17 protein-coding genes and 1 pseudogene are annotated in these 21,197 nt (G+C 43.6%); 4 read left to right on the top strand and 14 right to left on the bottom strand.

Annotated features, from left to right (window positions below; translation table 11 throughout):
- Window positions 1-9: 9 nt before the first annotated feature.
- The 4 genes and pseudogenes from LW728_RS12670 to LW728_RS12655 form a co-directional block, all read right to left on the bottom strand.
- The gene (locus LW728_RS12670) at window positions 10-1,005 is read right to left on the bottom strand and encodes a LysR family transcriptional regulator (protein WP_002801237.1); all 996 of its coding nucleotides are present in this window, start codon (window positions 1,003-1,005) and stop codon (window positions 10-12) included.
- A gap of 876 nt (window positions 1,006-1,881) precedes the next feature.
- Window positions 1,882-2,264, bottom strand: a pseudogene (locus LW728_RS12665) (transposase family protein); the annotation flags it as partial.
- A 178-nt stretch (window positions 2,265-2,442) separates the two neighbouring features.
- The gene (locus LW728_RS12660; RefSeq protein ID WP_002747783.1) at window positions 2,443-2,997 is read right to left on the bottom strand and encodes a YqeG family HAD IIIA-type phosphatase; all 555 of its coding nucleotides are present in this window, start codon (window positions 2,995-2,997) and stop codon (window positions 2,443-2,445) included.
- A 116-nt stretch (window positions 2,998-3,113) separates the two neighbouring features.
- Window positions 3,114-3,737, bottom strand: coding sequence for a class I SAM-dependent methyltransferase (locus LW728_RS12655; protein WP_287666754.1), 624 nt, complete (start codon window positions 3,735-3,737; stop codon window positions 3,114-3,116).
- 119 nt (window positions 3,738-3,856) lie between these two features.
- Between LW728_RS12655 and hemH the strand changes: the two genes are divergently transcribed.
- Window positions 3,857-5,020 carry a ferrochelatase gene (gene hemH / locus LW728_RS12650; RefSeq protein WP_004163720.1) on the top strand — a complete coding sequence of 388 codons (1,164 nt, stop codon included), beginning with the start codon at window positions 3,857-3,859 and terminating at the stop codon, window positions 5,018-5,020.
- Window positions 5,021-5,115: 95 nt separating this feature from the next.
- On the opposite strand, the gene LW728_RS12645 is transcribed toward hemH, so the two are convergent.
- From LW728_RS12645 to LW728_RS12635, 3 genes are all read right to left on the bottom strand, one after another.
- Entirely contained in the window at window positions 5,116-5,367 is a 252-nt protein-coding gene (locus LW728_RS12645; RefSeq protein WP_002739055.1) for a DUF8653 family protein, read from the bottom strand.
- 82 nt (window positions 5,368-5,449) lie between these two features.
- Window positions 5,450-6,575, bottom strand: a protein-coding gene (gene prfB, locus LW728_RS12640; protein ID WP_157404742.1) for a peptide chain release factor 2 whose coding sequence is annotated in 2 segments (ribosomal slippage) — window positions 5,450-6,502 and window positions 6,504-6,575 — 1,125 coding nt in all. Because the reading frame shifts where the segments join, the coding sequence is not laid out codon by codon here.
- A gap of 265 nt (window positions 6,576-6,840) precedes the next feature.
- The gene (locus tag LW728_RS12635) at window positions 6,841-7,968 is read right to left on the bottom strand and encodes a DUF3747 domain-containing protein (RefSeq protein WP_287766861.1); all 1,128 of its coding nucleotides are present in this window, start codon (window positions 7,966-7,968) and stop codon (window positions 6,841-6,843) included.
- A 360-nt stretch (window positions 7,969-8,328) separates the two neighbouring features.
- Between LW728_RS12635 and murD the strand changes: the two genes are divergently transcribed.
- Window positions 8,329-9,678, top strand: coding sequence for a UDP-N-acetylmuramoyl-L-alanine--D-glutamate ligase (murD, locus tag LW728_RS12630; RefSeq protein WP_287666765.1), 1,350 nt, complete (start codon window positions 8,329-8,331; stop codon window positions 9,676-9,678).
- A gap of 284 nt (window positions 9,679-9,962) precedes the next feature.
- Window positions 9,963-12,590, top strand: a complete 2,628-nt coding sequence (locus LW728_RS12625) for a glycoside hydrolase family 10-like protein (protein ID WP_287766859.1) — start codon at window positions 9,963-9,965, stop codon at window positions 12,588-12,590.
- A 168-nt stretch (window positions 12,591-12,758) separates the two neighbouring features.
- On the opposite strand, the gene rpsU is transcribed toward LW728_RS12625, so the two are convergent.
- The 6 genes from rpsU to sufB form a co-directional block, all read right to left on the bottom strand.
- Window positions 12,759-12,941 carry a 30S ribosomal protein S21 gene (gene rpsU / locus LW728_RS12620; RefSeq protein ID WP_002738938.1) on the bottom strand — a complete coding sequence of 61 codons (183 nt, stop codon included), beginning with the start codon at window positions 12,939-12,941 and terminating at the stop codon, window positions 12,759-12,761.
- A gap of 391 nt (window positions 12,942-13,332) precedes the next feature.
- A complete protein-coding gene (locus LW728_RS12615; protein WP_002801234.1) occupies window positions 13,333-14,838 on the bottom strand; it encodes an RluA family pseudouridine synthase in 1,506 nt (501 codons plus the stop codon).
- Between the two features lie 34 nt (window positions 14,839-14,872).
- Window positions 14,873-16,135, bottom strand: a complete 1,263-nt coding sequence (locus LW728_RS12610; protein ID WP_287666773.1) for a SufS family cysteine desulfurase — start codon at window positions 16,133-16,135, stop codon at window positions 14,873-14,875.
- Between the two features lie 55 nt (window positions 16,136-16,190).
- Window positions 16,191-17,516 (bottom strand): Fe-S cluster assembly protein SufD, encoded by a 1,326-nt coding sequence (gene sufD, locus LW728_RS12605; RefSeq protein ID WP_287766858.1) that lies wholly within the window; start codon window positions 17,514-17,516, stop codon window positions 16,191-16,193.
- A gap of 136 nt (window positions 17,517-17,652) precedes the next feature.
- Window positions 17,653-18,423: a Fe-S cluster assembly ATPase SufC gene (gene sufC / locus LW728_RS12600; protein WP_002795094.1), complete on the bottom strand. Its 771-nt coding sequence runs from the start codon at window positions 18,421-18,423 to the stop codon at window positions 17,653-17,655.
- A gap of 123 nt (window positions 18,424-18,546) precedes the next feature.
- Window positions 18,547-19,989, bottom strand: coding sequence for a Fe-S cluster assembly protein SufB (sufB, locus tag LW728_RS12595; RefSeq protein ID WP_002804340.1), 1,443 nt, complete (start codon window positions 19,987-19,989; stop codon window positions 18,547-18,549).
- 223 nt (window positions 19,990-20,212) lie between these two features.
- Between sufB and sufR the strand changes: the two genes are divergently transcribed.
- On the top strand, window positions 20,213-20,851 hold the full coding sequence (gene sufR / locus LW728_RS12590) for an iron-sulfur cluster biosynthesis transcriptional regulator SufR (RefSeq protein ID WP_002804342.1): 639 nt from the start codon (window positions 20,213-20,215) through the stop codon (window positions 20,849-20,851).
- 10 nt (window positions 20,852-20,861) lie between these two features.
- Here sufR and LW728_RS12585 read toward each other — a convergent pair.
- Window positions 20,862-21,197: Uma2 family endonuclease (locus tag LW728_RS12585; protein WP_287766856.1), on the bottom strand; the 336-nt coding region annotated here is incomplete at its 5' end.

Here is a 21,197-nt window from a genome sequence, read left to right as displayed (position 1 = left end):
TCGAGCGACTTATTTACTAATAATTTCGGCGGTTTGCGAGTTAGGAATCGGTTCAAAGTTGTGGTCGTCAGCCAGATATTCGGGATAGGTGGAGAATTGGGGTAGTATTTCTAGGGTAAAAGCTTCGGCAGCTTTTGATCGATAACGATTCGGGTTAATAATTACCGACAAAGTGCGTCGTATTTCCACATCTTTAATTCGGGTAGCGTGGATAACTCCCATTTGTAGTTCTTTTTCGATCGCTGTTACCGAGACAAAAGCCGCCCCTAAACCCGATTGTACGGCATTTTTAATCGCCTCGATCGAGTTAAGTTCCATCTCCACTTTTAAGCGTTTGGTATCGATCTCGCAACGAGTTAAAACCTTGTCGATGACTTTGCGAATCGTCGATTGGGAATCGAGGGTGATAAATTTTAGTCGATATAAATCCTCTTTTTGAATCATTTCTACCTTAGACAGCGGATGAAAAATCGGCAGGACTAAAGCCAGTTCATCTTCTGCGTAGGGGATAATCCGCAGGGTTTCTTGTAATTCGGCGGGAACTTCCCCCCCGATAATGGCTAAATCCACTTGACCGTTAGCAACGCTCCAAGAGGTGCGACGGGTGGAATGAACTTGTAGCTGTACGGATACTTCTGGGTATTTTTGCCGAAACAGACCGATCATGCGCGGAAGAAGATAGGTTCCCGTGGTTTGAGAAGCACCGACGATTAGGGTTCCCCCTTGCAGATTTTGTAGATCTTCGATCGCCCGACAGGTTTCTTGACAGAGAGTGATAATTTTTTCGCCGTAGCTTAAGAGTAGGTGTCCCGCTTCTGTTAATTGAGCTTTCCGACCGCCCCGGTCAAATAAAGGCACATTTAGCTGTTTTTCGAGGTTTTGTACCTGAAGACTGACCGCCGGTTGGGAGACATACAGGGTATCTGCCGCCCGTTTAAAGCTTCCTTCGGCGGCGATCGCTTTGAGAATTCTCAGTTGGTCTAGGGTGAAAGGAATGTCGGTCATAGAAAGCCTCAAAAAGAGCGACAGGAGAAGGGGAGGGCAATAGCGACAAATCTTAAGCCAGTGCAGATAAATACACTGAATTGACAGTACCACACCACGGGGATCAATGCTTCAGCTAGTTCGATGATCGGTTATTTTAGCTGTCAGCCTTGAATTAGTTATCAGTTATCAGTTATCAGTTATCAGATGCAAGTTATCAGTTCACTGATTAAGCTGTTGACTATAGCGCTTTTCACGTTACTGAGGTATCGACAAGTTTTGCCAACAAAGGGTTTAAGCCCCTTGCCCATGCCTCATTCTGATGAAAACTGCTATATCTAAATTACTCGTTAAGATTGCAGGGGAGCAGGGAGCAGGGAGAGGCAGTTTGAGCATTTGTACTAAAATTTTTAATACGCAGTTTAAATTCAGTACAGTTTACTAGAACTCTTGCAAATTAATTAGGGCTTGCTGAATAAATCTAAAAACCTTGTTGGATAAGAATTTTAGACTTTTTTCCCATCAAAAAGTGCCAGACATTGGGGTGATCGGGGGGAAGTTTAGGCACTTTTTCCCTGAAAATTAGGTAATTGACCCCCTGAAAATCGCTAAAACCCTACACCCTACACCCTACACCCCACACCCTGCCCCCACGAAAAACTTTTTGCCGCAAACCCTAATTATATGTTATAATTATAGACTAACTAATTTTCCCAAAAAAATAGCTAATCAGTACATTGGTTCTGAATAAAAATTTGAAGTTTAACTTTTAACTCAAAACTCTTTAGAGATGCTTTAATTTGGTTATCAAAACCTCTTTATTTAAGCAGCACAAACCATCTCAATTATAAAAATTGAGAATAAATTACCCTTGACTTGATTAATGTTTGGCAACTTTTAAGAAGCCTCTGTACTTATCCCTAACTCATAACTATAAATAGCCGCTAACAAGTTAACTATTAAACCATATCTTAGACGACTATTTCGATATTTACAGGGTAATATTTTCAAGATTTTGAGTTTACTGTTTATAGGTTCAATGATAATTTTTTTTGTGGCTAAAGCCTTGTTATACTACTTTTCTAAGCCTGTGAATTTCTATTTTTCGGTGTATAAATATTACTATGATATTGAGATATTCCCTGGTAACTACTGTCTTCTATGCTGGTAGTTAAAAGATGAAAAAGAACTCGACTTTTTTTAAATAAACTAAAATCATGACCACTGCCTTTGATCCGGAAGACACAGATCATTTCCTCGGTATTTTGATCAGCGTATATGTTTTTTGAAAAGCAGACAGGAGGCCATCGGGGCATCCCCACTGCGCTAGGCTGAGAGTGGGGAATTCCCGTGCCATATTTTCGTTAAGGTCTTTATCTCGGCTGACCTCATTTCAAATCATCTATAGTATTTTCTACTTTTCGCCATTTACCTCTATACTTAAGTATTTTTTAATATTTACTTTTGTGAGGATTGGTCAGGTTTTATGAAGTAATGCTGCGGATGGAGGGAAACGCCGAGAATTTGTGATATCCACACCTCAAAATCGTGGATTGGATAAGCTGCCCCCCCCGTCAAGGGATTTACCATTGGTTTCACCAGAATGGTAAACATTCCCAGACGATTTCCCGCTAAAACATCGGTAAACAAGCGATCGCCAACCATAGCAATTTGTTGGGGGGGGAGACTCATAGCTGCCATCGCTTGCCGGAGTTTGCGTCGAGAGGGTTTCACCGCACCGAGGAGGTAGGGAAGTTGTAAATTATCAGCGATCGCACCGATGCGATTTTCACTGAGATTATTGCTTACCAACCAAATCGGTAGATAAAGACGCAAGGAATCGACCCAACGCTGTAAATCGTCAGAAACCGTCGTTTCCTGAAGGGGAACAAGGGTATCGTCCACATCGAGAATCAATCCCTTAATCTGATGCTGACTCAAAATCTCCAGAGTGAGACCGAGAATCGTATCCCCTAAAATTAAATCGGGTTGTAGAATTTTTGCTCTAGTCATTAACTTCTCAAAAATAACTGGCAGCGAGTCGATCGAACTCAGCTTGCTCAAAAAACCGTTGCCCTATTTAGTATAATTGACCGACTGCCTCTGAAAATCTTGCTTGGCCGATCCCTTCACTTGGCCGCTTGAATCACCTGTAAACTGCCACCAGCGTATAATTTTTGTTGACAATCACGAAAACCGATCGCCTGTAAAGATTGGATCAGATCCCTATCGATAAATTGCCAAGCGGTATGGGTTTCAAATAATTGCAAAAATAGGGCCAAAGAAGGCCAAAAAAGCGGGTTAGTGGGTCGATGAAAATCCACGAGGGCAAAAATTCCCCCCGGTCTGAGAACTCGATACACTTCTTTAAGGATTTCCTGTAACTGCTCTGGTTCCATTTCGTGGAGAGCGGCGCTAGTATGAACAAAGGCGAATTCTCCGGCACTAAAGGGCATTTTTTCGGCTAATCCCTCCACATAATGCGCTTGCGGCACCGCTAAACTAGCTCGCTCCAGGGCCCGGGGAGAGACATCTAAACCGGTACAGTGATCGGATAGGGGGACTAAATAACGGGTGGTTTGACCCGCACCACAACAGAGATCGAGGATAGGGTCATTTTTAGCGATTTTTAAACCTTCTAGGGCCAATTGCCGAAAACGAGACTCCCCACCCACCGCTAGGGCAGCCAGACGGGAGATACCATCGTAAAGCCATTGATATTGATAACTGAGGGGACGTAAAATTGTAGCCAAGATCAACCTCCAAGATTTGATTAAGTTCTCTGTAGCCTGTAATTTGTTTTAACGGTTCCACCGATATATTGTTAAACTTGGTAAAGAATCTGAAAATTTAAAAATTATCTGTTAACACTATGGGTCGCGTTGGCGTTTTATTATTAAATTTGGGTGGGCCGGAGCGGTTAGAGGATGTGCGTCCTTTTCTATTTAACCTTTTTTCTGACCCAGAGATCATCCGTTTACCGATCAAAGGATTACAAAAACCGTTAGCTTGGTTAATATCGACGTTAAGAGCGAGTAAATCCCAAGAAAATTACCGTCAGATCGGCGGTGGCTCCCCTTTACTCAAGATTACGGAAGCACAGGCCACGGCACTGCAACAACGTCTCGCGGAAATGGGCCGCGAGGTGAGCGTTTATATCGGGATGCGTTACTGGAATCCCTTCACCGAAGAAGCGATCGAGCGGATTAAACGGGATCATATCAAAAAATTGGTTATTCTTCCCCTTTATCCCCAATTTTCCATCAGCACCAGTGGTTCCAGTTTTCGTGTGCTGGAGGAAATGTGGCAGCAGGATCCCTATCTGCGTTTGACGGAATATACTCTCATCCCCTCTTGGTACGATCATCCCACCTATCTGAGCGCTATGGCGGATCTGATTGCGCGAGAGTTAGAGCAGTGTGCTAATCCTGACCAAGTACATATCTTTTTTAGCGCCCATGGTGTCCCCCAAAGTTATGTGGAGGAAGCGGGAGATCCCTATCAAAGGGAAATTGAAGAATGCACTAGGGCGATCATGCGTACTCTAAACCGCCCCAATCAGTACACTTTAGCCTATCAAAGTCGCGTCGGTCCGGTGGAATGGCTAAAACCCTATACTGAAGATGCTTTAAAAGGGTTGGGAGAGCAGGGAATTAAGAATTTATTGGTCGTGCCGATTAGCTTTGTCTCGGAACACATCGAAACTCTGCAAGAAATCGATATAGAGTACCGAGAAGTGGCGGAAGAAGCGGGAATTGAACATTTTCAGCGAGTACCGGCTCTTAACACTCACCCGATGTTTATCGAATCTCTCTCCCAGTTAGTGGTAAAATCCCTAGACGAGAAACCTACCACTTTCGAGCAAATTACCCATCCGAAAGCGAATATGAAAATGTATCCCCAGGAGCGTTGGGAATGGGGAATGACAACGGCAGCCGAGGTGTGGAATGGTCGATTAGCGATGATCGGTTTTCTGGCAATTATTATCGAATTAATTACTGGTCAAGGACCATTACATTTTGTGGGTTTATTATAACCTCGATCTTCGCTGCCATTGCTTTTGACGGTAACTACCAAAATAAGGTTGGGTTAAACATAGTTAAACCCAACCATTGGCGATTTTATCTTCTCTTAGGACATCATATTAGCAGAACGAACATTAACGTTAACTTCTAGCCTGCCATTGCCGAGCATATCTAACCCAGTGACGCTAAACAGATTAGCTTTAATCCCCCTTTCCTGAAAATTAGCCTGTAATTCTTTGATGAGAACCTCTTCCACTTTCCCTTCATCATCTGCTAGAGCTTGGACGATTTTAGCGGCGAAAGAGCCAATTTTTGCGCTCAATATTTCTTCCACATTGGTAATCTCGATAATAACCATTGATTTTTCTTCTTAGTAGAGGACAAATAGCTTAACAAGCCAATAAGAACAGAATTTGCGAGAAAATAGAGCTGCTCTCATCTTAGGAATCAGTATAACCTGCACTGTTCCCCCCCAAACGTAAATAGGCTTCAATAAAGCTATCTAAATCCCCATTCATTACCCGGGTAACATCGGTGGTTTCCACATTACTGCGGAGATCCTTAACTAATTGATAGGGATGAAAAACATAGTTACGGATTTGATTGCCCCAAGCGGCCTCCACCATATCGCCGCGAATTTCGGCGATCGCTTGAGCCTGTTGTTCCCGAGCGATAATTAACAATTTCGCTTTTAATAAAGCGAGGGCTTTTTCTTTATTTTGTAATTGCGATCGCTCTTGGGTACAACGCACAGCGATGCCTGTGGGAAGATGAACCACACGCACGGCAGTTTCTACTTTATTAACATTTTGTCCACCTTTTCCCCCCGATCTAGTGGTGGTAATTTCTAAATCTTTATCGGGAATTTCTACCCTCACTGCATCATCGCCCAAAATTGGCATTACTTCCACCCCAGCGAAACTGGTTTGACGTTTACCATTGGCATTAAAAGGGGAAATTCTGACTAACCGATGGGTGCCTTTTTCTCCTTTCAGATAACCGTAAGCATAAGTTCCAGCAATCTCAATTGTCACCGATTTAATTCCCGCTTCATCTCCTTCTGATATTTCGGCTAAAGTGACTTTATAACCCTGTTTCTCGGCCCAGCGAGAATACATTCTCAGGAGCATTTCTGTCCAGTCTTGGGCATCGGTTCCCCCAGCCCCCGCATTAATCGTTAAAACCGCTCCTTTTGCGTCGTAGGGACCATTTAAAAGTTGTTGCAATTCCCAGCGATCGAGGTCATGCTGTAAATGAGTTAAATTGTCCGTCGCTTCTTCTAGTAAAGTTCGATCGGATTCTAATTCTAATAACTCGATAATTGCCTTAGTATCTTCTAATTGTTCACACCAACCCTGATAGGTTTCTAAAGAAGATTTACATTCATTTAGTTCTTGCAGGGTTTTTTGAGCAGTATCGGGATTATCCCAAAAAGTGGGGACGGCTGCCACCTGTTCTAAGTCTTTAATTTTAGCCCTTAAAGTGGGTAAGTCAAAGATAGTCCTGGGTTTTACCCAGGCGCGATCCTACTATCTCGATACCTTTTTTTAGTTCTGATATTTCCATGTTTTCAGTTATCAGTTATCAGTTATCAGTTATCAGTTACTCTAGAAGTCAGGAGTCTGGGGAGTCAGTCCCGATGAAAAAATTTTCACCCCCACAGAGGAAAGAGGTTTCCTTCCCTACACCCCACACCCCACACCCTACACCCTCTTTCAAGTCAGGAGGCCGGAGTTGAGAGTTAGGGTTTTAGGGTTTTGGGGTTTTAGTTGAAATTCCCCCATTTCCCCATTTCCCCAATCTGTTACCCGTTCCGCAGTTCCAGCGTTCCCTAAAATGGTACGATCGATCCGCGCAGGGGAGCAAGACTTTGTAAAGCGTTTTCAGCCTTATCACGACTACTAAACGCGCCTATTTGCCAGACGCGACGACCTTGGTGGGAAGTGGGGAAAGCGTCGGGATAGAGAGAACGAACTTTGCTGCGATCGCTCTCGTTTTTAGCTTCAATTACTACTTTAAAGCCTTTGCGGCCAATATTGCTAGTATTGCCACTACTGGGATTAGCAGCGGGTCGATTAAAAGTGATTACGTCTGATAAACTTCTGGGATTGCCTAGGTTGCGCGGTGGCGGTGGTGGTACAATTGCATTATTATTCTGAGCATTGGGAGGAGTCAGGGGAGGTAAATTAGAGGTAACTGGGGGTGCTGGGGTAGAATTTTGCTCTGGTACTGGATTAGTGACCACTGGCTCAGGATTGCTCTCTACTGCTGTTTCTGCAGCGGTAAAGGTATATTCTCGCACTTCGGGATTAGCAGGAGGGTTAACGGGTGTTTCTGCTTTGACGGATTCTCTGGGGGGGGGTGTGGGGGGGATAGACGATTGGGTCCCCGCGAGTAATTCCGGGGGAGGATTGAAACTGGGACTATCGGCAGTTAGATAGATATGACTGAGATTTTGACCAGCTAGACTACGTTTAGTAAAGCGCCAGCCATCGATGAGATAAATTTGGATTAAACCGCTCCCTAAACCTTTTGTCCGTCCAATAATTACCTCCGATTGCCTGGGATTGCGGGGGGTTCCTACGAGGACTAATTCCCCGTTGCGTTGTACGATACGCAGCAGGTATTCTAAACCGTAATCTTTGCCCTGAATGCGAAGGGAATAACCGTTACTGTCGGTGGCCCGTTCACAACTGCCGGTAAAATCGAAATCGAGCAGCAGAGGCTGAACAATGGTCGGTTCTGTGCCATTTACCGCCCAACATTGGCGTTTTCCCTGGATTTGTTGCAAAATCAGTAAATCGTATTTACCGTTACCGTAGGGTCGGGCAATAGCGATAAAATCCTCTTGATTAACTTCTCTTTGTTCAAAGAGAGTCGCTTGACTCGGTGTAGTCAGGAGACAACTCCCTAGAAGTGAAAACAGTAGGGTAAATTTTAAGGATGATTTTAGATTCATAAATAGGGAGCGTTGTTATAGAGATTGTACTTGCATTTATTTTATCGATCTAGACGTAAGCGAGAGAATTTTGTTTTCTTGGAAGATAGCTAGGGTTTGTTCAATAAATCTAAAAACCTTGTTGGGTAAAACTTTTAGACTTTTTGGTTTCCAAAAAGTACTAGATCTGGGAGTGATCGGGTGGAAAATTCAGGTACTTTTTCCCTGAAAATTAGGTAATTGACCCACTCAAAATCCCTAAAACCCCACACCCTGCCCCCACCGAAAAACTTTTTGCCGCAAACCCTAGTTATTACTCGACCTAATCCACAGTAGGATAGAGATTGCTGAAAATTGACTCTTGAGTAGAGTGGCAACAAGATGGCGAAAGCGGCGATTATTGGATTGGGAAGATCGGGAATAGCGGCGGCAAGATGCTTAAAACGGGATGGTTGGCAGGTGACATTAAGCGATCGCTCTGATTCTCCCAGTTTACAAGCAACCAAAACCAATCTGGAAAGGGAAGGAATTATTGTCAATCTTGGTCAAAATCTCAGTCTAGAGGCTTCGGACTTGCCCGATCTTATCGTGGTTAGCCCCGGGGTGCCTTGGGATGCCCCGATTTTAATTACTGCCAGAGAAAAAGGCATCGATACGATCGGAGAATTAGAATTAGCTTGGCGTTATCTGCAATCTTCCCCCTGGTTGGGGATTACGGGAACTAACGGCAAAACCACCACCACCGCCCTCTGTGCCGCTATTTTTCAAAAAGCGGGGTTAAATGCCCCTTCCTGCGGTAATATCGGCTATGCTGCCTGTGAATTGGCTTTAAAAGCCGATAAATACGATTGGATTATTGCAGAGATTAGTAGTTATCAGATCGAGTCCAGTCGGGATTTATCTCCGAAAATCGGCATCTGGACAACTTTTACCCCCGATCACCTCAGTCGTCATCAAACTCTGGAAAATTATTATCAGATTAAAGCCTCTTTACTGCAAAGAAGCGATCGCCAAATCCTCAACGGTGATGATCCCTATCTGCGTCAAATCGGTGTTAGTCAATGGCAACAAGCTTACTGGACTTCTGTGCAGGGCAAAGAGGCGCTTTTGGGCGATCCTAGTCGTGGTGTTTATCTGCAAGATAACTGGATCGTGGCTTTTGGGGAGTTAATTGCCCCGGTTAATCTGCTGAAAATGGTGGGTAGTCACAATCAGCAGAATTTGCTTATGGCTGTGGCCGCCGCTAGATTGGCGGGAATCGAGAAAAAAGCCATTACCGAAGCGATCGCTACTTTCCCCGGGGTTGCCCATCGTCTAGAGTACATTTGTACTTATAAAGGACTAGACTTTATTAATGATAGTAAAGCAACTAACTACGATGCCGCCGCAGTGGGCTTAAAATCTGTCCCTAGTCCGGCGATTTTAATCGCGGGGGGAGAAGCGAAAGCCGGGGATGATCGGGCTTGGATCGCTGAAATTAAGGCAAAAGTCGCCACCGTGCTGCTTATTGGTGACGCTGCCGCCGATTTTGCCCGTCGTTTACAGTCAGCAGGTTATCAAGATTATGAATGTGTAGAAACGATGGACAGGGCAGTTCAACGCGCAGCCGAACTAGGACCAGCAAAAGAGGCTAAAGTGGTGTTATTATCGCCCGCTTGCGCTAGTTTTGACCAATACCAAAGTTTTGAACATCGCGGCGATCATTTTCGGCAATTGTCTTTACAGTTGTAGGGGGATGGGGAATTATGAATTATGAATTATGAATTATGAATGGGGGAGATGGGGGAATGGGGGGATGGGGAATTATGAATTATGAATTATGAATTATGAATGGGGGAATGGGGAGATGGGGGAATGGGGGAATGGGGAATTTCAACTAAAACCCCAACACCCTAAAACCCCAACACCCGCGTTGCAGACGACTAAGACGCAATTTTTGTTCCCCAAGATACTATTTTTTGGCTAAGTTGGGTAAGATCAGGAGGAGTTAACCAAAAAAATTAAGAGAAAAAAACGTGCTGGGATCGTTCTTCCGTCTTGATCATCTTTTTAACAAGCCCCTAATTGCCTGCCTCTTGTCCTGTGTTGCTGTCTTACTACCGATCCCAGTTTTAGCGACACCGGTGGCAGTGTTAAAAAGTCAAGAAAATGCCAATCAATGGACAGCTATCACTGATCGTTTGCAAAATGTCGGGGTTAATTACTGCATTCTTCAGAGTAATCAGTGGCAAAGCGACGCGGATTTAAATAAAATTAAGGTTCTAATCATCCCCAACGTCGAGACTATTTCCGGTTTACAAGCTAGTGTCTTGAGTCGTTGGCTGAATCGCGGTGGTAAAATTATCGTCACCGGTCCGGCGGGAAATCTTTCGGAACCTGCGGTGCGTGATCAATTGCGATCGCTATTTGGGGCTTACTGGGCTTATCCTCACTCCCAAGCTTACACCCTGCGGCCGACTAATTTAGGTGAACTGAAAAACCAAAAACCTTTAGCCAGCAGTCTCCTCGGTGGTGTGGTTATCCCCACGGGAGTTAATAGCCAAACCGTTGCCGTCTGGGGAGCGCGCAACAATCCCCCCGCCGTTGTCCTCAATAATAACTCGATCTTTCTCGGTTGGCGCTGGGGCAGCGATGCCGTCGCTAATCTCGCCCTCGATAGCGCTTGGCTAGAAACCTCCCTGCAACGCTACGGCATTAATCGCAGTTCTTCTGTTAACACAATTGCCCCCTATTGTCAAGGAAACTCAACAATAGTTAATAATATTAACAATACACCAACAGCGACCGCACCCCGTCCCCCTCTACCCCCGACTGCGGAAACTTCAGGTAATGAAACGGCGAGATTAAGTCCGAATACCGAGGCAATTCCCCCCAGAGCAAGTCTAACTCCTCAACAAATTAGCCAAATGACGGCGGAATTGCAGGGATTAATCGGGCGTTATGGAGCGACTCTCTTAGCTTTAGAGGCCAGCAATAATAACACCTTAACTACTGATAAATCCCTAGCACAAGCATTTCATGATCGTGCGAAAAACTCCCCCACCACAGATACCGCCAGACGATTCCGTTTAGCCCTAGAAAATGCCCAAGTAACCTTAAATAATTTTCAGAATTTAATCGCTCAGGGGGACTATACCCAAGCGCGAGAATTTTGGTTACAAGCGAGGCGAAATCTTTGGGATAATTATCCCACTAATCGACAATTTGCCCAACCAGAAATACGGGCAATGTGGTTAGATCGAGGCACGATCGTAGAAGCTAAAAATGAGGAGGATTTAGCTAAAGTATTCGATCGCATGGCGGCAGCGGGTATTAATGTGGTCTTTTTCGAGACAGTTAATGCTAGTTATACTATTTATCCCAGTCAAGTTGCCCCCGAACAAAATCCTTTAACCAGAGGTTGGGATCCCCTAAAAGTTGCCGTTAAATTAGCCCATGAACGCAATATGGAAATCCACGCTTGGGTGTGGGTTTTTGCGGCGGCTAATCAAGCTCATAATAAAGTATTAGAGCAACCATTAGATTATCTCGGTCCGGTTTTATCGCGTAATCCCGATTGGGGGGCAACTAATAAAAGTGGTGGTTCTTTTGATTACAGTCAAGGCACGAAAAAGGCCTTTTTTGATCCTGCTAATCCCGACCTACAAAACTATCTTTTATCTCTTTACGAGGAGATTGTCAAGAATTACGATGTGGATGGCTTGCAGTTAGATTATATTCGCTATCCCTTCCAGAATCAAAATTCTAATCAAACCTATGGTTATGGTAAATCCAGCCGTTGGTTATTTAAACAAATGACGGGAGTTGATCCCATTACTTTAAATCCCCGGGGTGCTTTATGGGAACAATGGACTAGCTTTAAAATCCGTCAGGTTGATACTTTTGTTTCGCAGGTTTCTACTCGCTTAAAACAGATTCGCCCCCACTTAAAAATGTCGGCGGCGGTGTTTCCCCTAGAACAAAAAGAACGATTATATCGTATTCAGCAAAACTGGGAAGAATGGGGACAAAATCAATGGATAGACCTGATCTTTTTAATGACTTATGCTCTTGATACAGGGACTTTAGAAGAAAAAACTCAGTCTTTATTTGATCGCCAAATTGCAGGAAATGCTCTGATTATACCAGGTATCCGTCTGTTAAAAGTACCCGATCAAGTCATGATCGATCAACTACAATTTATTCGCAATCTTCCCACTTCGGGATTCGCTCTTTTTGCCACAGAAAATCTCAATCCCAACTTGCAAACAATTCTTAATCGCATTCAGGGATCGATAATTACCAAAAAAGCTGAACCTTTACCTCACCGTCAACCCTTTAAAACGGCAGCGGTGCGGTTTAATTCTCTGCGTCAAGAGTGGAGTTTTTTAATAGTGAATAATCTATGGGCAATGGAGGAGCGAACCTTAAAAGCTTGGGGGCAAGAAGTGGACGAAATGGCTAATCTATTAGAACAATTAGCTACTAATCCCAGCCCTCGCAATTTGACTTTAACTCAAAATGCTTTAAAGCGATTTAGCTATCAATTTAAATCTGTGATGTCCAGACAAAAAGATTTATCTGCCTATCAAATACAAGTCTGGGAAAATCGCCTCGCCACCCTACAAAGTCTCCTAAGTTATGGTCAAAGGGTTGAGTTTTAAGTAGTCGTGCAGAATTAATTTCCCAGTAGAGATAGGCACTCTGGCAAGAGACAGCCATCAGCTGTTTTATCCCTACTCCCCTGGTCCCTAATCTGTTTCCCAGCCCCCAAAACCCGATCAAAATAAAAGACAGCCAGAAGCCTTTATTCAGCTTCTGACTGGTGGAATTTAACGACGACGGGTTCTTTGTCGTCTTCGGGCTACTGCTTTACGCTTTCTCTTTTCTTGAGGGGTTTCAAAAAATTGATGCTTTTTGATATCCGCATAAATTCCCGCTTTCGCTACCTGTCGCTTAAAACGACGTAGGGCTGATTCGATCGCCTCGTTCTGACCAACTACCACTTGGGTCATTAACCTAATTCACCTCCTGTAATTGCTCTCTGCCTAAAAAATGCCAACTTCTAACTATAGCACAATCTAGGGTAAAAATCGATCAAGGCGGCCTTTAATTAGGGTTTACTGAAAGAGTTTTTCGTGGGGGCAGGGTGTGGGGTGTGGGGTGTGGGGTGTAGGGTTTTGCCCATTTTCAGGGGGTCAATTACCTAATTTTCAGGGAAAAAGTGCCTAAATTTCCCCCCCGATCACCCCAATGTCTGGCACTTTTTGATGGGAAAAAAGTCTAAAATTCTTATCCAACAAGGTTTTTAGATTTATTCAGCAGACCCTAATTAAGGAGAAATTTAACGGGAGTCCTCTTGCTCCATTTAGATAGCTAATTTGTTGCTGTTAGCAATTATAGCTCTCAAAAGGGGGTGGGAATGATTAGATCAAGTTTATTTTCGGTCTGAGGATGACGAAAAGATAATTGTTTAGCGTGTAGGTGTAAACGGTCGGACTGCTTACCATTATACAAAAGATCGCCTAAAATTCCTATCCCTAATCCCGCTTGACTATGAACGCGAATTTGATGGGTTCTTCCCGTGTAGGGAATAAATTCTAGCCGAGAATAATTGCCTTCTTTACCGACAACTTTAAAATAGGTTTGACTAGCTTTTCCCCTTTGCCAATCCACAGTTTGATAGGGTCGATTTTGCGGATTTCCCCAGAGAGGTAGGTCAATTATACCTGATTCTCGCTCAATAATTTCTGATAATATAGCTTCGTAGATTTTCTCCACTTCTCGCCGTTGAAATTGTTGGGATAAACAACGATAAATATCTAAACTTTTAGCTAGTAATAATATACCAGAAGTTTCTCGGTCTAAACGATGAACTGGAATGACATTTTTTCCCTGACGACGAAAACGATTGACCACAGCATCTTGACTATCTTGATAACGTCCTGCTACCGATAATAATCCTGCGGGTTTATTAATAGCAATTATTCCCTCGTCTTCGTAGATAATTTCTAGGGATGAACGTAAACCAGAAAGTAAAAAACCCATGAGAGGTTGACATCTTTCTTGACAAGCGCCATAAAATTCTCCCTGTTTTCTATCTCGATTCGATTCTCCCCACCAAAATTCGGCCATGGCGACAGGTTTTAATCCTTTCATAGCGGCATAATTTAATAATTTCGGGGCGCAACATTCCCCTGTTCCCGTCGGTAACAAATTACTGCCCATCAATTTAGCTAAGGAGAGAGATTGTCCAGAAAAGTTGTTTAAACAGTAGGATTGATACAGCAATTCCTGTAACTGTTTGGAGAGTTTTCTACGCTGTTGCTTAAGCTCAATAATTCTCTGATTGGCTACGTTTATTTTATCAATTAAGGGTTCTAAAACTTGTTTTTGTTCCTGTTTTAATTGCTTTCTTGCTCTTTTTTCCTGACGACTGATATTATTTAATTTTTCTAATTCTTCTGGGTTTAAATTTCCTAAATTTCTTAATCTATCTCGTTCCTGTTTATGGGTTTGATGTTGTTGCTGTAAAGCTTGTATTTTGCGCTCAAAATTTGCTTGATTGAGTCGATATAAATTATGTTCGGGAATTGATTGTAGGTCAATAATTTCCTGTTTAATTGTTTCTAAAAGTTGCAAAACTCGCTTTTCTTCCAGCATAATTTTTTCTCTCCCCACTAGGGACGGAACCCAGCCAGCAGCTTCTCCCTGTCCAGAAAAAGCTTTTAAAATTTCTATTTCGCCAGCGGCATTTTCTCCTAACAAAATCCCATACATTTTACCTTGAGGATTGGTGATAGTTGTCATCAAATCTTGGGCGATTTTTTCAGCCAAAAGAGTGCGGGGCAAGCGCAATAACTCGCCCGTTTCGGGACAAATTCCTTGATAATAATAAGTAACTTCCTTCACTCTTTAAGAACAGGAAAAGGGGCCAGAGATACCCCTAAGAAAAACAATTGGCAAAGAAATCAATAGTTTCCTGTAAAGCGACAATAAAGCTATCAATTTCTTCGCGGGTATTATAAAAATATAGACTTGCCCGCGCGCTGCCGGAAGCATCAAAAAGGCGGTGTAGAGGTTGGGTACAGTGATGACCGGAACGAATAGCAATTCCTTCGTGGTCTAATAAAGTAGCTAAATCACTAGCATGAATCCCTTCCACATTAAAGGCGGCTAAACTAGCCCGACCTTGGCCCGTTAAACTAGGTGATGGCCCGTAAATTCTTAAACCCTCAATTTCTCCTAATTTTTTGAACAAATAGGCGGTTAACTCTTCTTCGTAGGCATGAATATTATCCATCCCTAAACCCATTAAATATTCTACCGCAGCACCGAGGGCAATCGCTTCGCCAATAGCGGGGGTTCCCGCTTCAAATTTGTGGGGCAGTTCGGCACAGGTAAAATGGTCTAAATAGACTTCTGCAATCATTTCGCCACCACCAAAAAAGGGCGGCATTGCCTCTAAAATCGCCTCTTTGCCATACAAAAATCCAATACCGGTGGGGGCGCACATTTTATGACCACTAGCCACCAACCAATCACAATCTATGGACTGCACATCAATGGCTAAATGGGGGACACTTTGACAGGCATCAATTAATACTTTCGCACCGACTTGATGGGCAAGGCTGACTATTTTGGCAACGGGATTAATACAGCCTAATGTATTAGAAACATGGAGGACAGCAACTAATTTAGTTTTGTCAGATAACAAGGATTTATATTGTTCTAAATCAAAGCTTTCTTCGCTGGTTAACTGCACATATTTAATCACTGCTCCCGTCTTTTGGCAGACAATTTGCCAAGGGATTAAATTACTGTGGTGTTCCATCACCGAGAGAATAATTTCATCCCCTGCTTTCAGGGTATTTAATGCCCAACTGTAGGCGACTAAATTAATCGCTTCCGTGGCGTTGCGAGTATAGACAATTTCCTGACGAGAAGCGGCATTAATAAACCTAGCCACCTTATCTCTGGCCCCTTCGTAGGCTTCCGTTGCCCGGACACTTAAAGTATGCGCCCCCCGATGCACATTGGCGTTATCTTTTTCGTAATAGTTTCGCAGGGTTTCTAATACTTGAATTGGTTTTTGGGAAGTGGCGGCACTATCGAGATAGATAAGGGGTTTATCGTGTACGGTTTGATGGAGGATAGGGAAATCGGCGCGGACTTTTTGGGCGAGGGTTTTTTCTTGGATAATTGTCATTTTAGTCAGGAGTCAGAGGGGTACTTTGGGCGGGTTGACACCCACCCCGGTAGAGTTATTCCACACTGCGACAGGCGACGCATTGCCCCAATCTTTGGCGGAGGGATTCTAGAGGAATTTTAGCTAAAATCTCGGCCGAGAAAGCATCAATTAACAAACTGCGGGCGGTGTCGGCACTTAAGCCCCGGCTTTGCAGATAGAATAAATCATCGGCTTCCAGTTGGCTAACGGTTGCCCCGTGGGAACATTTGACGTTATCGGCGGTAATTTGTAATTCCGGTTTGGTGTTGACTCGTGCCTTGTTAGAAATTAACAAATTCCGATTTAACTGGGAGGCGTTGGTTAATTGGGCGGGTTTGGGAACAAACACTTTACCATTAAAGATGGCGTGAGCGCTACCATCAACTATACATTTATGCAGTTGCTTGGTGATGCCGTGGGGATGGTTGAGATAGATGGCGCTGTGGGTATCGGCGGTTTGTTGTCCGGTAATCATGGCTAATCCGTACAGATTTGTCTCGGTTTGTGCTCCTTTTTGCAGGACATCGAGGTTATGACGGCAGAGTTTAGCTCCTAGATTTATCTCGTTGAGAGTGTAACGGCTATCGTGCGCTTGTTCAATTATCGTGCGTCCGATGTGAAAACCATCTCCCGATTCCCGTTGTACTCTGGTATGGATAACCTCGGCGTTGGCTTCGAGGTAAATTTCCGTGACAGCGTTGGTGAAATAAGAGTAATTTACAGGTAAATCGGAGCAATGTTCGGCTAAAGCTCCGTAATTCTCGATAATATTGACACTAGCTCCAGTTTCCGCCACGATTAGGCTATGGGGCTGATAAAAGCGGGGAATTTCCTCCACAACGGTGATAAATAGGAGATGTATCGGGGTTGTGACGACGGTGTTAGCGGTGACGTGAATTACTGCCCCATCGCTTAGTCCAGCTTGGTTGAGTGCGGTAAAAAATTCGGGTGTTTTTTCTTTGCCTAGATAGTTGACAAGAACATCTTTTTGTGCATTGGCGAGATTACCGACGCTGACACCGGGGGGTAAAGCGGAAATATCGGACAATTCGGGCTGATAAATGCCGTTAACGAAGACTAGGTGGCTGTTTTTGGCTTCGGGCAGTAAAAAAACAGCTAGGGCATTTTTATCGATTGTAACGGTTTGGGGGGCGCGAAAATCGATCGCCCAGAGTTGACTTAAATCGGTGAATTGCCATTCTTCATCTTTTCTGCCAGGAATGGCTAATTCTTGAGCTTTACTGGCTCCCGATTCTCTTAATTCGAGAATTTTACCGTTATCGATAGTGGGAACCGTTTCTCGCGACAATTTTAACAATAATTCTCCTGATTGTTCAGGTTTCGTGATTATGGCTGTCATTGGTAAGAGGGGGTGGGGTTTGGGGTGTGGGAATTATGAATTATGAATTATGAATTATGAATTGGGGAGAGGGTAGAGAGGAGAGGGGGAGAATAAGTAAAAATAATCTCCTGACTACTGATAACTGATAGCTAGATTATTTAACGGCTAATACTTGTTCATCGAGGAAATCGTAGCCAGTTCTTTCTAATTCAAGAGCTAATTCTTTACCGCCACTGGTGACAATGCGCCCATCGTACATAACATGAATAACATCGGGTTCAATGTAGTTGAGCAGACGCTGATAGTGAGTGATAAGTAAAAAAGCGTTATCGGGAGTAGCTAAGTGATTGACTCCCTGGGCAACAATTCGCAAAGCATCGATGTCTAAACCGGAGTCAATTTCATCGAGAATTCCTAAAGTAGGTTCTAATAAAGCCATTTGTAGTATTTCATTACGTTTTTTCTCACCACCGGAGAAACCTTCGTTTAAACTTCTGCCAAGAAAGCTAGGATTCATCTGGACAACTTCTAGTTTTTTCTCGACTAATTCCTCAAAGTCAAAACTATCTAATTCTTCCGAACCTAAATATTTTTGTCTGGCATTATAGGCAACGCGAAGAAAATCGAGGTTACTAACGCCGGGGATTTCTAGGGGATATTGGAAAGCGAGAAAGATCCCCATAAGCGCTCGTTCATCGGGTTCTTTGTCTAAAAGGTTTTCGCCTTTATAAATTATTTCTCCCCCAGTTACTTCATAATCGGGATGTCCAGCGATTACTTTGGAAAAGGTGCTTTTTCCTGAGCCATTGCGCCCCATAATTGCGTGGGTTTCACCTGCTTTAATTTCGAGGTTAACTCCTTTAAGTATCTGGTTTCCGTCAATACTAGCGGTCAGATTTTTTACCGATAAAATTACTTCACTCATGAGATGTTTTTCTAGAACAAAAATATTAGTTTTGGTGGTTGACGGCGAATCATCAATTGATGGATAAATTGTCTTAGCTTTTGGTGGGTTACGGCTATCGCCTAACCCACCCTACTTTATTGATTATCCGACGGTTCCTTCTAGCTTGAGACTAAGGAGTTTATCAGCTTCGGCGGCGAATTCCATCGGTAATTTACTGAGGACATCCTTACAGAAACCACTGACTAACATAGAGACAGCATCTTCCTCGGAAATACCCCGTTGTGCGAAGTAGAATAATTGGTCTTCACCGATTTTAGAGGTAGAAGCTTCGTGTTCTACTTTAGCACTGTTGTTATCCACCTGAATATAGGGAAAAGTGTTAGCTTCGGCATTATCTCCAATCAGCATAGAATCACACTGGGAGTAATTTCTTGCTCCCTTGGCTTTCGGTCCCATTTTCACTAACCCGCGATAACTATTTTGGGAGTTACCCGCCGAAATTCCCTTAGAAATAATCGTACTCTTGGTGTTGCGGCCAATGTGAATCATTTTCGTACCTGTATCGGCCTGTTGTTTGTTATTAGTTAGGGCAATTGAGTAGAATTCCCCGACGGAATTATCGCCGACTAAGACACAACTGGGATACTTCCAAGTAATTGCCGAACCAGTTTCCACCTGCGTCCAAGAAATCTTAGAATTAACTCCTTTACACAGACCCCGTTTAGTGACGAAATTGTAAATACCTCCCTTCCCATTGGCATCGCCAGCGTACCAATTTTGCACCGTCGAATATTTAATATCCGCATTATCGAGGGCGACTAATTCCACAACGGCGGCATGAAGTTGATTACTATCGTACATCGGAGCGGTGCAACCCTCTAAATAACTTACCGATGCCCCTTCTTCAGCGACAATTAAAGTTCTTTCAAATTGTCCCGTCTCACCGTTATTAATCCGAAAATAGGTGGACAATTCCATAGGACAGGCGACACCTTTGGGGATAAAAACAAAGGAACCATCGCTAAAAACGGCCGAATTAAGAGCGGCAAAATAATTATCACCCACGGGAACTACACTGCCGAGATACTTTTGTACTAATTCAGGATGTTCCTGTAAAGCTTCTGAAATAGAACAGAAAATAACCCCCTGTTCTGCTAGTTTTTCTTTAAAAGTTGTGGCGATAGAAACGCTGTCAAAGATAGCATCGACGGCCACGTTAGAAAGGCGTTTTTGTTCCGAAAGGGGAATGCCTAATTTTTCAAAGGTTTCGATTAAAGTGGGGTCAACTTCTTCAAGACTGTTGAGTTTTTCTTTTTTCTGTTTGGGTGCAGAGTAGTAGATAATATTTTGATAATCAATGGCAGGATAGGAAACGTGCGGCCAACTGGGTTCGGTCATCTTTTGCCATTGATGGTAGGCCCGGAGACGAAAATCGAGCATGAATTCCGGTTCCTTCTTTTTCGCCGAAATTAGGCGAATAATCTCCTCATTCAAACCGCGGGGGATGGTTTCCGATTCGATATCGGTGATGAAACCGTACTTGTAGGGTTGGTTAACGAGGTTTTTAACGGTGGTTGCACTCATGGGGGTTAGTGTTCTCTCTACGCGGTAGGCAGGGGAGGCAGTTAAACAACAATAAAGTTGTTTAAATTGATTATATAATAGATTAACAACAAAGCTGTTGTCAAAGTCAGGGAAAATTTGAGAGGATGCTGGTAAACCTCTGTTATTCAGGTTACTCTGGAAGGGTAGTTGGCCGCTCCTTGACCCTCAGCAATTGTACGCTAAAGCCTCTGTTTTTGGTATCATGACCACGACTCAACCCGCCTCGACGAAAGACGATATTCTGCAATATTTGCTCAAAAACGGTCAATCTACTGCCCAAGACTTGGCTGAGGAGTTAAGTATTAGTCCGCAAGCGACGCGCCGCCATCTTAAGGATTTGGAGGAGGAAGGACTGATAGAATATTTTGCCGTACAAAATAAGATAGGACGGCCCCAGCACATTTATCGTCTCAGTCGTCAAGGTCGTGGCCGTTTTCCCCATAATTACGATAATTTCGCCGTTTCTTTCCTCAATACTCTCGTGGAGACGGTGGGAGAGCAACAGGTGGGGGAAATTCTCAAAAAACAGTGGCAACGCAAAGCGGCAGAATATCAATTGCGCCTCGGCAAGGGGTCTTTAGGGGAAAGAATGAGAAAATTGCTGGAAATTCGCCAAGAGGAGGGTTATATGGCAGAATTAGTGGCACTGGAAGCAGAAAATAGTTATATCCTGGCCGAGCATCATTGCGCTATTGCTGAGGTCGCCGGTTCCTATCCCAGTATCTGTGGCCATGAATTAGAAATGTTTGCCATGCTGCTTCCCGATTGTACGATCGAACGGACTCACTGGATCAATCAAGGTGAGCAACGATGTGGTTATCTAATTAAGTGCAAGGGTTGAAAGGGGGAGATTAGAGATTTTCATCGGGATTTATGCCCAATTCCCGCAGTTTAGCCGCTAATTTTGCGGATTTCTGCCTTTCCTGTTCAACTTGGGTTTCTGCCTGTTGTGCCGCTTCTGCGGGAGTGGGTACTAATTCCCCTTCGGGGGTAAAATAGCGCAATTTATTGGCAGATAAACCCAAATATAAGCCTAATTGTTGACTCCAGAGCCGTCCCTGAGCATTGGGTGCAATCGGTTGATATTGACCGCTAATTAGAGTAAATCCTTCAAATTCTAGGCTTTCTGGGTCAAACCAAAAATAATCGGGAGTGCGAAATATATCTTGATAAATTTGTTTTTTCTC

Source organism: Microcystis sp. 49638_E5 (assembly GCF_021300285.1).
GTDB lineage: Bacteria > Cyanobacteriota > Cyanobacteriia > Cyanobacteriales > Microcystaceae > Microcystis > Microcystis aeruginosa_C.
The sequence above is the reverse complement of the archived record's forward strand: the minus strand, read 5'-3'. Positions and strand labels throughout refer to the sequence as shown.

Coding starts and splice junctions, on each gene's coding strand:
- LW728_RS12670 (WP_002801237.1), bottom strand. CDS start 1,005: ATGACCGACATTCCTTTCACCCTAGACCAACTGAGAATTCTCAAAGCG.
- LW728_RS12660 (WP_002747783.1), bottom strand. CDS start 2,997: ATGACTAGAGCAAAAATTCTACAACCCGATTTAATTTTAGGGGATACG.
- hemH (WP_004163720.1), top strand. CDS start 3,857: ATGGGTCGCGTTGGCGTTTTATTATTAAATTTGGGTGGGCCGGAGCGG.
- LW728_RS12645 (WP_002739055.1), bottom strand. CDS start 5,367: ATGGTTATTATCGAGATTACCAATGTGGAAGAAATATTGAGCGCAAAA.
- LW728_RS12635 (WP_287766861.1), bottom strand. CDS start 7,968: ATGAATCTAAAATCATCCTTAAAATTTACCCTACTGTTTTCACTTCTA.
- murD (WP_287666765.1), top strand. CDS start 8,329: ATGGCGAAAGCGGCGATTATTGGATTGGGAAGATCGGGAATAGCGGCG.
- rpsU (WP_002738938.1), bottom strand. CDS start 12,941: ATGACCCAAGTGGTAGTTGGTCAGAACGAGGCGATCGAATCAGCCCTA.
- LW728_RS12610 (WP_287666773.1), bottom strand. CDS start 16,135: ATGACAATTATCCAAGAAAAAACCCTCGCCCAAAAAGTCCGCGCCGAT.
- sufD (WP_287766858.1), bottom strand. CDS start 17,516: ATGACAGCCATAATCACGAAACCTGAACAATCAGGAGAATTATTGTTA.
- sufC (WP_002795094.1), bottom strand. CDS start 18,423: ATGAGTGAAGTAATTTTATCGGTAAAAAATCTGACCGCTAGTATTGAC.
- sufB (WP_002804340.1), bottom strand. CDS start 19,989: ATGAGTGCAACCACCGTTAAAAACCTCGTTAACCAACCCTACAAGTAC.
- sufR (WP_002804342.1), top strand. CDS start 20,213: ATGACCACGACTCAACCCGCCTCGACGAAAGACGATATTCTGCAATAT.